The 9975-nt window shown below is 55.3% G+C and carries 18 protein-coding genes; 3 read left to right on the top strand and 15 right to left on the bottom strand.

Features of this window, described 5'->3' with window-relative positions; all coding sequences use genetic code 11:
• Window positions 1–973 (top strand): MobV family relaxase (gene mobV, locus AC1VYI_RS00115; protein ID WP_482875595.1); only part of this gene is annotated, 973 nt, incomplete at its 5' end.
• 105 nt (window positions 974–1078) lie between these two features.
• Here the strand turns inward: mobV (AC1VYI_RS00115) and AC1VYI_RS00110 are convergent.
• The 5 genes from AC1VYI_RS00110 to AC1VYI_RS00090 all read right to left on the bottom strand — a co-directional run bounded on the left by AC1VYI_RS00110 (window position 1079) and on the right by AC1VYI_RS00090 (window position 2923).
• The gene (locus AC1VYI_RS00110; protein ID WP_139714640.1) at window positions 1079–1327 is read right to left on the bottom strand and encodes a DUF2442 domain-containing protein; all 249 of its coding nucleotides are present in this window, start codon (window positions 1325–1327) and stop codon (window positions 1079–1081) included.
• Window positions 1311–1553 (bottom strand): DUF4160 domain-containing protein, encoded by a 243-nt coding sequence (locus tag AC1VYI_RS00105; RefSeq protein ID WP_024944121.1) that lies wholly within the window; start codon window positions 1551–1553, stop codon window positions 1311–1313. Before AC1VYI_RS00105 ends, AC1VYI_RS00110 begins: the two co-directional genes overlap by 17 nt.
• Window positions 1544–1756 (bottom strand): hypothetical protein, encoded by a 213-nt coding sequence (locus AC1VYI_RS00100; RefSeq protein WP_482875586.1) that lies wholly within the window; start codon window positions 1754–1756, stop codon window positions 1544–1546. Before AC1VYI_RS00100 ends, AC1VYI_RS00105 begins: the two co-directional genes overlap by 10 nt.
• A gap of 12 nt (window positions 1757–1768) precedes the next feature.
• Window positions 1769–2242 carry a replication/maintenance protein RepL gene (locus AC1VYI_RS00095; RefSeq protein WP_259563074.1) on the bottom strand — a complete coding sequence of 158 codons (474 nt, stop codon included), beginning with the start codon at window positions 2240–2242 and terminating at the stop codon, window positions 1769–1771.
• Window positions 2243–2680: 438 nt separating this feature from the next.
• The gene (locus AC1VYI_RS00090; RefSeq protein WP_161469622.1) at window positions 2681–2923 is read right to left on the bottom strand and encodes a plasmid replication protein RepB; all 243 of its coding nucleotides are present in this window, start codon (window positions 2921–2923) and stop codon (window positions 2681–2683) included.
• A 467-nt stretch (window positions 2924–3390) separates the two neighbouring features.
• Here AC1VYI_RS00090 and mobV (AC1VYI_RS00085) point away from each other — a divergent pair, with 467 nt between their 5' ends.
• Window positions 3391–4401: a MobV family relaxase gene (mobV, locus tag AC1VYI_RS00085; RefSeq protein WP_161469623.1), complete on the top strand. Its 1011-nt coding sequence runs from the start codon at window positions 3391–3393 to the stop codon at window positions 4399–4401.
• A gap of 105 nt (window positions 4402–4506) precedes the next feature.
• On the opposite strand, the gene AC1VYI_RS00080 is transcribed toward mobV (AC1VYI_RS00085), so the two are convergent.
• The 5 genes from AC1VYI_RS00080 to AC1VYI_RS00060 form a co-directional block, all read right to left on the bottom strand.
• Window positions 4507–4755 (bottom strand): DUF2442 domain-containing protein, encoded by a 249-nt coding sequence (locus tag AC1VYI_RS00080; protein ID WP_139714640.1) that lies wholly within the window; start codon window positions 4753–4755, stop codon window positions 4507–4509.
• Window positions 4739–4981: a DUF4160 domain-containing protein gene (locus AC1VYI_RS00075; protein ID WP_024944121.1), complete on the bottom strand. Its 243-nt coding sequence runs from the start codon at window positions 4979–4981 to the stop codon at window positions 4739–4741. Before AC1VYI_RS00075 ends, AC1VYI_RS00080 begins: the two co-directional genes overlap by 17 nt.
• The gene (locus AC1VYI_RS00070) at window positions 4972–5184 is read right to left on the bottom strand and encodes a hypothetical protein (protein ID WP_482875586.1); all 213 of its coding nucleotides are present in this window, start codon (window positions 5182–5184) and stop codon (window positions 4972–4974) included. The genes AC1VYI_RS00075 and AC1VYI_RS00070 overlap by 10 nt, the downstream gene beginning before the upstream one ends.
• Before the next feature lie 12 nt (window positions 5185–5196).
• On the bottom strand, window positions 5197–5670 hold the full coding sequence (locus tag AC1VYI_RS00065; RefSeq protein WP_259563074.1) for a replication/maintenance protein RepL: 474 nt from the start codon (window positions 5668–5670) through the stop codon (window positions 5197–5199).
• A gap of 438 nt (window positions 5671–6108) precedes the next feature.
• Window positions 6109–6351, bottom strand: a complete 243-nt coding sequence (locus AC1VYI_RS00060; RefSeq protein WP_161469622.1) for a plasmid replication protein RepB — start codon at window positions 6349–6351, stop codon at window positions 6109–6111.
• A gap of 467 nt (window positions 6352–6818) precedes the next feature.
• On the opposite strand from AC1VYI_RS00060, the gene mobV (AC1VYI_RS00055) reads away from it, so the two are divergent.
• Window positions 6819–7829, top strand: a complete 1011-nt coding sequence (mobV, locus tag AC1VYI_RS00055) for a MobV family relaxase (RefSeq protein ID WP_161469623.1) — start codon at window positions 6819–6821, stop codon at window positions 7827–7829.
• Window positions 7830–7934: 105 nt separating this feature from the next.
• Here mobV (AC1VYI_RS00055) and AC1VYI_RS00050 read toward each other — a convergent pair whose 3' ends face one another.
• From AC1VYI_RS00050 to AC1VYI_RS00030, 5 genes are all read right to left on the bottom strand, one after another.
• Window positions 7935–8183 carry a DUF2442 domain-containing protein gene (locus tag AC1VYI_RS00050; protein WP_139714640.1) on the bottom strand — a complete coding sequence of 83 codons (249 nt, stop codon included), beginning with the start codon at window positions 8181–8183 and terminating at the stop codon, window positions 7935–7937.
• Window positions 8167–8409 carry a DUF4160 domain-containing protein gene (locus AC1VYI_RS00045; protein WP_024944121.1) on the bottom strand — a complete coding sequence of 81 codons (243 nt, stop codon included), beginning with the start codon at window positions 8407–8409 and terminating at the stop codon, window positions 8167–8169. Before AC1VYI_RS00045 ends, AC1VYI_RS00050 begins: the two co-directional genes overlap by 17 nt.
• On the bottom strand, window positions 8400–8612 hold the full coding sequence (locus AC1VYI_RS00040) for a hypothetical protein (RefSeq protein ID WP_482875586.1): 213 nt from the start codon (window positions 8610–8612) through the stop codon (window positions 8400–8402). The genes AC1VYI_RS00045 and AC1VYI_RS00040 overlap by 10 nt, the downstream gene beginning before the upstream one ends.
• 12 nt (window positions 8613–8624) lie before the next feature.
• On the bottom strand, window positions 8625–9098 hold the full coding sequence (locus tag AC1VYI_RS00035) for a replication/maintenance protein RepL (RefSeq protein WP_259563074.1): 474 nt from the start codon (window positions 9096–9098) through the stop codon (window positions 8625–8627).
• A 595-nt stretch (window positions 9099–9693) separates the two neighbouring features.
• On the bottom strand, window positions 9694–9975 hold a 282-nt coding region (locus AC1VYI_RS00030; protein WP_482875579.1), incomplete at its 5' end, for a hypothetical protein.

Raw genomic sequence — 9975 nt, 5'->3', positions numbered from 1 at the left:
GGGAATGGGCTCGGTTGCAGCCTCCCTCAAGCACTGCTTTCGGGAGCGCGACACACCCAATGCAGACCCCGAAAGACTCCGGCACAACATGCACATGGCCGCCCGTTCCACAGACGAGGCGATGGGCAAGTTGCGGGAGAAGCTGCCGGAGAAGCGGCGCAAGGATGCGGTGCTCGCTATCGAGTACGTCCTGAGCGCTTCACCGGAGTGGTGGATCAATGCGGATTCAGGCCGGAAAGCGGACTTCTACCAGAGCTCGATGGACTGGTTGGCCGAGAAGTACGGGCGGGAAAACATCCTGGTATCGTCGATTCACCTGGACGAGAAGACCCCCCACATGTCGGCGTTCGTGGTCCCGATCACCAAAGATGGGCGGTTGAGCGCCAAGGAGTTCATCGGCAACCGCACCAAGATGAGCAACGACCAGAGCAGCTATGCGGAGGCCGTCAAGCATCTTGGACTGGTGCGGGGCATCGAGGGCAGCAAGGCGACCCACAAGCGCATCAAGGCCCATTACAACGCGCTGGGGCAGCAGATCCCCGTGCCGCCCGAGATCCGCGAGGAGGATCTCAAGCCGCAAAGCGAGCAAGGCCCGGGGTTGCTGGGCAAGATCGGGTTGAGGCCGATGGTTGAGACCCCGCTCGGGGTAGCGGAGCGACTCAACGCCAAGTTCGCGAAGGCGTTCAAGGTTGTCGCCGAGAAAGCCTCTGAAAGCGATTCTCAGCGCGGGGAGGCGGTTAAGGCTAGGATGGCATTGGCTGACACACAGAAACGCCTCCAAGCGCTTCAGGAGCCGTTTAAGGGGCTATCCAAGGAGCAGGTGGCTGAAGTTCTTAAGCAGGCGGTGGCGATACAGCAGGACAATCAGCGGAGGCAGCAGGAGCAGGATCTGGCTCGCAAGCTGGAGGCCGAGATCCGGCGGAAGATGGCCCCCGAGAAAGGCCCGAAGCCGAGTCGGGGGTTTGGGCGTTAAGCCACGCCCTGCGCCGCTTCAGCTCTGCTCTGGCCCATTCGCTGGACTGGCGCATGTCCTCCCGTAGTGCCTCGATCTCTTGGGGGGTGAGTTGGCGGTATCCCACTAGGCCGCCCGATGGGGACGGTGGGTAATATCCCCTTGTCCGGCCAGTAGGCCAGCAATGGAAATATCTTCGTCCAGTTCGTCCCAGTGGATACCCCGCTGGCTCAGTTCGTATTGAGCAAGCTGCTCAGGCTGTGCCCTCAGCAGTCGCGGGAACCATACCAGCGGCACCCCGATGATCCGGCCGTCCAGTAGCTCAACCCACATGCTGTTTTCATCGAACCGCACCAATTTAGGCGAAATATTCATGCCACTTCTCCGCAAAAAACGCTCTGTGCTCTGTTGCAATGGCGATCACCTCTCGCAACTCCCGCGCCCCGAAACCATCATTTCGAGACAAGACCGTTTCCGGTTCTAGCCAGATCTTGGCCTCATTTCCTGCCTTTGAAACGTGCACGTGGGCAGGTTCCAGTGGGTCTCCCTCGTTCGAGTAGAAGAAGAATCGATAGCCGTTGATACGTAGGATTACTGGCACGTTTTAACCTTTTCCAAAATGGTTCTAGCAAGCCCTTTTTGTTTCGGGGTCAATCTTTTAATCGAACGAGGGTTGTTAAATGACTTCCGGAAAATCTGCGTTAAGGAAAACAGAAAATTCAAATCCCAGTCACTTAATTTTGCCCTGTCAGAGCCTGATAGAACACGTTCTATTTCCAAGTTCAGTTTTTCTTCTGGGGTCATTCTCACACCTCATCAATCGACGCTATGCCCATTAATGATTCTCTTGCCATCGGAGTATTTAATCTCCAGCTTGAATGCTTGGCGGCGCTTGTATACGTCCTGCCAATCCCCTTTGGCAAAGAGGTTCGGGTTCATTTCGTACTCACAGTACCCCGATTTTCGCATGATTCCTGATGCCACTAAGTCTGAAATTCGATTGCGGACAGTTGGCTCTTTCAACCCAGTTCGTTCGGCAATTCTATTTCGAGTGCCCTTGGTGATCGTGACGATTCCCTCGTAATCGATTTTTCCAGCCAGTTCATACAGCACTGATTGAGCACCAGCACTAAGACCAACTATCCGAGATAGGTCTTCGATGTACATCTTCACATAGGCTGGCTCTTTAGGTATTCGGGCAACAATCACATCCTCCGTACTTAAGACTTCACCAGTGGAGTGATCCAAGTGAGTTGTCCTTGTCGAAGTAAGCACCCTTGCTGTGGTCATTTCTCAATCCCTATTCACTAAAAGTAGTGACAAACTCTACTGTTCAGTAAAGCTATTTTGCAACGACTTTCGTGCATATTTGTCACTCTCACAGTGACACAAAATCACTCTCACAGTGACAGTTTGTCACTCTCACAGTGACAAAACTCCCCGCTAGGCCGCGCCGTTACTGGTCTGCAGACATCTATTCTCTTATGCGCGTCAAATCAGCCTCGGATGATCAACCCTGTGGATGGGTGGACAATCGCCTTCCAGGCGAACGGCCCTCAAGGGGCATGGACAACCCTATGGACAGGGGTGGACGGGCCAAAAAGACAGCCCGCCCACTGCCCTGACCACAGGGATTGCCCACACCCACGGGCCTTTGCCCACGCCCCCCACAGGGCCAAGGGAGTAACAGGATCTCCCTTAGGGTTTGTATTAGGGGAGGGACTTGTCTCACAGGGAGGTCAAATCGACCTCGATGCGCCGGAACCCTATGGTTTTGGCAGTAGATACCGCAGCATCGATCGTCTTGAACACTCGCCAGCCTCCCCTCTGGCGTTCCAACACGCTGGTTTCAGCTTGCCTCCCGAACTGGACGAGGTGGAGATGGTAGCCGGCACCCATCGGGGTGGGCACAACCAAGGCTTTCGAGAAGCCCCCCTGATCAAACACCCACTTGGCTTTCTGCTCTTCCATATCAAAAACCCCATATTGATTCATCAAAACCAGAAATTGATACTACCCCCTCCCGCATCAAAAACAAGGTTTTGATGTATCAAAACAGCTTTTTGATGTCCGGTTTTCAGGGGCGCAGCCCCTACAAGCCGCCCCCTGCAGTGGATAGATCCACCAGACGGTGGGCGGCGGAACACGCCCATATGGACCCGTGGCGAGATCCCCCCCTTCCCTGCAAAACCGGCTTTTGAGGGTCTCCGGTTCTGGGGGAGGCAAACGCCACAGCGCCCCCCGATCACCCTATCTTTTGCCCCCCTTCAGGGGGGAGCTATCAAGGGGTTGATCTTTCCTCCGGCACCCTGCCGGAGCGAGCGACTTTACGAAGTAAAGTCTAGTGAGTACTCTTGCTTGTCAAGAGGCCCACCGGAGGTCGCCATTCTGTCGCCCCCCTCCAGCCTCTCCGACAGTCCACCAAGAGGGGAAGACACATGGCCGCCTTTGCCATCATGCGCTGCAAGAAACTATCGGGAATGGGCTCGGTTGCAGCCTCCCTCAAGCACTGCTTTCGGGAGCGCGACACACCCAATGCAGACCCCGAAAGACTCCGGCACAACATGCACATGGCCGCCCGTTCCACAGACGAGGCGATGGGCAAGTTGCGGGAGAAGCTGCCGGAGAAGCGGCGCAAGGATGCGGTGCTCGCTATCGAGTACGTCCTGAGCGCTTCACCGGAGTGGTGGATCAATGCGGATTCAGGCCGGAAAGCGGACTTCTACCAGAGCTCGATGGACTGGTTGGCCGAGAAGTACGGGCGGGAAAACATCCTGGTATCGTCGATTCACCTGGACGAGAAGACCCCCCACATGTCGGCGTTCGTGGTCCCGATCACCAAAGATGGGCGGTTGAGCGCCAAGGAGTTCATCGGCAACCGCACCAAGATGAGCAACGACCAGAGCAGCTATGCGGAGGCCGTCAAGCATCTTGGACTGGTGCGGGGCATCGAGGGCAGCAAGGCGACCCACAAGCGCATCAAGGCCCATTACAACGCGCTGGGGCAGCAGATCCCCGTGCCGCCCGAGATCCGCGAGGAGGATCTCAAGCCGCAAAGCGAGCAAGGCCCGGGGTTGCTGGGCAAGATCGGGTTGAGGCCGATGGTTGAGACCCCGCTCGGGGTAGCGGAGCGACTCAACGCCAAGTTCGCGAAGGCGTTCAAGGTTGTCGCCGAGAAAGCCTCTGAAAGCGATTCTCAGCGCGGGGAGGCGGTTAAGGCTAGGATGGCATTGGCTGACACACAGAAACGCCTCCAAGCGCTTCAGGAGCCGTTTAAGGGGCTATCCAAGGAGCAGGTGGCTGAAGTTCTTAAGCAGGCGGTGGCGATACAGCAGGACAATCAGCGGAGGCAGCAGGAGCAGGATCTGGCTCGCAAGCTGGAGGCCGAGATCCGGCGGAAGATGGCCCCCGAGAAAGGCCCGAAGCCGAGTCGGGGGTTTGGGCGTTAAGCCACGCCCTGCGCCGCTTCAGCTCTGCTCTGGCCCATTCGCTGGACTGGCGCATGTCCTCCCGTAGTGCCTCGATCTCTTGGGGGGTGAGTTGGCGGTATCCCACTAGGCCGCCCGATGGGGACGGTGGGTAATATCCCCTTGTCCGGCCAGTAGGCCAGCAATGGAAATATCTTCGTCCAGTTCGTCCCAGTGGATACCCCGCTGGCTCAGTTCGTATTGAGCAAGCTGCTCAGGCTGTGCCCTCAGCAGTCGCGGGAACCATACCAGCGGCACCCCGATGATCCGGCCGTCCAGTAGCTCAACCCACATGCTGTTTTCATCGAACCGCACCAATTTAGGCGAAATATTCATGCCACTTCTCCGCAAAAAACGCTCTGTGCTCTGTTGCAATGGCGATCACCTCTCGCAACTCCCGCGCCCCGAAACCATCATTTCGAGACAAGACCGTTTCCGGTTCTAGCCAGATCTTGGCCTCATTTCCTGCCTTTGAAACGTGCACGTGGGCAGGTTCCAGTGGGTCTCCCTCGTTCGAGTAGAAGAAGAATCGATAGCCGTTGATACGTAGGATTACTGGCACGTTTTAACCTTTTCCAAAATGGTTCTAGCAAGCCCTTTTTGTTTCGGGGTCAATCTTTTAATCGAACGAGGGTTGTTAAATGACTTCCGGAAAATCTGCGTTAAGGAAAACAGAAAATTCAAATCCCAGTCACTTAATTTTGCCCTGTCAGAGCCTGATAGAACACGTTCTATTTCCAAGTTCAGTTTTTCTTCTGGGGTCATTCTCACACCTCATCAATCGACGCTATGCCCATTAATGATTCTCTTGCCATCGGAGTATTTAATCTCCAGCTTGAATGCTTGGCGGCGCTTGTATACGTCCTGCCAATCCCCTTTGGCAAAGAGGTTCGGGTTCATTTCGTACTCACAGTACCCCGATTTTCGCATGATTCCTGATGCCACTAAGTCTGAAATTCGATTGCGGACAGTTGGCTCTTTCAACCCAGTTCGTTCGGCAATTCTATTTCGAGTGCCCTTGGTGATCGTGACGATTCCCTCGTAATCGATTTTTCCAGCCAGTTCATACAGCACTGATTGAGCACCAGCACTAAGACCAACTATCCGAGATAGGTCTTCGATGTACATCTTCACATAGGCTGGCTCTTTAGGTATTCGGGCAACAATCACATCCTCCGTACTTAAGACTTCACCAGTGGAGTGATCCAAGTGAGTTGTCCTTGTCGAAGTAAGCACCCTTGCTGTGGTCATTTCTCAATCCCTATTCACTAAAAGTAGTGACAAACTCTACTGTTCAGTAAAGCTATTTTGCAACGACTTTCGTGCATATTTGTCACTCTCACAGTGACACAAAATCACTCTCACAGTGACAGTTTGTCACTCTCACAGTGACAAAACTCCCCGCTAGGCCGCGCCGTTACTGGTCTGCAGACATCTATTCTCTTATGCGCGTCAAATCAGCCTCGGATGATCAACCCTGTGGATGGGTGGACAATCGCCTTCCAGGCGAACGGCCCTCAAGGGGCATGGACAACCCTATGGACAGGGGTGGACGGGCCAAAAAGACAGCCCGCCCACTGCCCTGACCACAGGGATTGCCCACACCCACGGGCCTTTGCCCACGCCCCCCACAGGGCCAAGGGAGTAACAGGATCTCCCTTAGGGTTTGTATTAGGGGAGGGACTTGTCTCACAGGGAGGTCAAATCGACCTCGATGCGCCGGAACCCTATGGTTTTGGCAGTAGATACCGCAGCATCGATCGTCTTGAACACTCGCCAGCCTCCCCTCTGGCGTTCCAACACGCTGGTTTCAGCTTGCCTCCCGAACTGGACGAGGTGGAGATGGTAGCCGGCACCCATCGGGGTGGGCACAACCAAGGCTTTCGAGAAGCCCCCCTGATCAAACACCCACTTGGCTTTCTGCTCTTCCATATCAAAAACCCCATATTGATTCATCAAAACCAGAAATTGATACTACCCCCTCCCGCATCAAAAACAAGGTTTTGATGTATCAAAACAGCTTTTTGATGTCCGGTTTTCAGGGGCGCAGCCCCTACAAGCCGCCCCCTGCAGTGGATAGATCCACCAGACGGTGGGCGGCGGAACACGCCCATATGGACCCGTGGCGAGATCCCCCCCTTCCCTGCAAAACCGGCTTTTGAGGGTCTCCGGTTCTGGGGGAGGCAAACGCCACAGCGCCCCCCGATCACCCTATCTTTTGCCCCCCTTCAGGGGGGAGCTATCAAGGGGTTGATCTTTCCTCCGGCACCCTGCCGGAGCGAGCGACTTTACGAAGTAAAGTCTAGTGAGTACTCTTGCTTGTCAAGAGGCCCACCGGAGGTCGCCATTCTGTCGCCCCCCTCCAGCCTCTCCGACAGTCCACCAAGAGGGGAAGACACATGGCCGCCTTTGCCATCATGCGCTGCAAGAAACTATCGGGAATGGGCTCGGTTGCAGCCTCCCTCAAGCACTGCTTTCGGGAGCGCGACACACCCAATGCAGACCCCGAAAGACTCCGGCACAACATGCACATGGCCGCCCGTTCCACAGACGAGGCGATGGGCAAGTTGCGGGAGAAGCTGCCGGAGAAGCGGCGCAAGGATGCGGTGCTCGCTATCGAGTACGTCCTGAGCGCTTCACCGGAGTGGTGGATCAATGCGGATTCAGGCCGGAAAGCGGACTTCTACCAGAGCTCGATGGACTGGTTGGCCGAGAAGTACGGGCGGGAAAACATCCTGGTATCGTCGATTCACCTGGACGAGAAGACCCCCCACATGTCGGCGTTCGTGGTCCCGATCACCAAAGATGGGCGGTTGAGCGCCAAGGAGTTCATCGGCAACCGCACCAAGATGAGCAACGACCAGAGCAGCTATGCGGAGGCCGTCAAGCATCTTGGACTGGTGCGGGGCATCGAGGGCAGCAAGGCGACCCACAAGCGCATCAAGGCCCATTACAACGCGCTGGGGCAGCAGATCCCCGTGCCGCCCGAGATCCGCGAGGAGGATCTCAAGCCGCAAAGCGAGCAAGGCCCGGGGTTGCTGGGCAAGATCGGGTTGAGGCCGATGGTTGAGACCCCGCTCGGGGTAGCGGAGCGACTCAACGCCAAGTTCGCGAAGGCGTTCAAGGTTGTCGCCGAGAAAGCCTCTGAAAGCGATTCTCAGCGCGGGGAGGCGGTTAAGGCTAGGATGGCATTGGCTGACACACAGAAACGCCTCCAAGCGCTTCAGGAGCCGTTTAAGGGGCTATCCAAGGAGCAGGTGGCTGAAGTTCTTAAGCAGGCGGTGGCGATACAGCAGGACAATCAGCGGAGGCAGCAGGAGCAGGATCTGGCTCGCAAGCTGGAGGCCGAGATCCGGCGGAAGATGGCCCCCGAGAAAGGCCCGAAGCCGAGTCGGGGGTTTGGGCGTTAAGCCACGCCCTGCGCCGCTTCAGCTCTGCTCTGGCCCATTCGCTGGACTGGCGCATGTCCTCCCGTAGTGCCTCGATCTCTTGGGGGGTGAGTTGGCGGTATCCCACTAGGCCGCCCGATGGGGACGGTGGGTAATATCCCCTTGTCCGGCCAGTAGGCCAGCAATGGAAATATCTTCGTCCAGTTCGTCCCAGTGGATACCCCGCTGGCTCAGTTCGTATTGAGCAAGCTGCTCAGGCTGTGCCCTCAGCAGTCGCGGGAACCATACCAGCGGCACCCCGATGATCCGGCCGTCCAGTAGCTCAACCCACATGCTGTTTTCATCGAACCGCACCAATTTAGGCGAAATATTCATGCCACTTCTCCGCAAAAAACGCTCTGTGCTCTGTTGCAATGGCGATCACCTCTCGCAACTCCCGCGCCCCGAAACCATCATTTCGAGACAAGACCGTTTCCGGTTCTAGCCAGATCTTGGCCTCATTTCCTGCCTTTGAAACGTGCACGTGGGCAGGTTCCAGTGGGTCTCCCTCGTTCGAGTAGAAGAAGAATCGATAGCCGTTGATACGTAGGATTACTGGCACGTTTTAACCTTTTCCAAAATGGTTCTAGCAAGCCCTTTTTGTTTCGGGGTCAATCTTTTAATCGAACGAGGGTTGTTAAATGACTTCCGGAAAATCTGCGTTAAGGAAAACAGAAAATTCAAATCCCAGTCACTTAATTTTGCCCTGTCAGAGCCTGATAGAACACGTTCTATTTCCAAGTTCAGTTTTTCTTCTGGGGTCATTCTCACACCTCATCAATCGACGCTATGCCCATTAATGATTCTCTTGCCATCGGAGTATTTAATCTCCAGCTTGAATGCTTGGCGGCGCTTGTATACGTCCTGCCAATCCCCTTTGGCAAAGAGGTTCGGGTTCATTTCGTACTCACAGTACCCCGATTTTCGCATGATTCCTGATGCCACTAAGTCTGAAATTCGATTGCGGACAGTTGGCTCTTTCAACCCAGTTCGTTCGGCAATTCTATTTCGAGTGCCCTTGGTGATCGTGACGATTCCCTCGTAATCGATTTTTCCAGCCAGTTCATACAGCACTGATTGAGCACCAGCACTAAGACCAACTATCCGAGATAGGTCTTCGATGTACATCTTCACATAGGCTGGCTCTTTAGGTATTCGGGCAACAATCACATCCTCCGTACTTAAGACTTCACCAGTGGAGTGATCCAAGTGAGTTGTCCTTGTCGAAGTAAGCACCCTTGCTGTGGTCATTTCTCAATCCCTATTCACTAAAAGTAGTGACAAACTCTACTGTTCAGTAAAGCTATTTTGCAACGACTTTCGTGCATATTTGTCACTCTCACAGTGACACAAAATCACTCTCACAGTGACAGTTTGTCACTCTCACAGTGACAAAACTCCCCGCTAGGCCGCGCCGTTACTGGTCTGCAGACATCTACTTCTCTATGCGCGTCAAATCAGCCTCGGATGATCAACCCTGTGGATGGGTGGACAATCGCCTTCCAGGCGAACGGCCCTCAAGGGGCATGTGGACAACCCCATGGACAGGGGTGGACGGGCCAAAAACAGCCCGCCCACTGCCCTGACCACAGGGATTGCCCACACCCACGGGCCTTTGCCCACGCCCCCCACAGGGCCAAGGGAGTAACAGGATCTCCCTTAGGGTTTGTATTAAGGGAGGGACTTGTCTCACAGGGAGAAGGTCAAATCGTACCTCGATGCGCCGGAACCCTATGGTTTTGAGCAGCAGACTGCAGCATCGATCGTCTTGAACACTCGCCAGCCTCCCCTCTGGCGTTCCAACACGCTGGTTTCAGCTTGCCTCCCGAACGGACGACGTGGAGATCTAGCCGGCACCCATCGGGGTGGGCACAACCAAGGCTTTCGAGAAGCCCCCCTGATCAAACACCCACTTGGCTTTCTGCTCTTCCATATCAAAAACCCCATATTCATTCATCAAAACGAGAAATTGATAACTACCCCCTCCCTGATCCAAAATAATGTTTCGAGGATCAAATACCCTTTTTGATTTGAGGTTTTCAGGGGCGAGAGCCCCGCAGTAGCTGCCCCCGCAAGTGGGATCGACCCCCAGCACGGTGGGCGGCGGGAACACGCCCATATGGACCCG

This window comes from Enterobacter sp. QK-SA4 (genome assembly GCF_056856775.1).
This window is presented reverse-complemented; position numbering and strand designations above follow the sequence as displayed.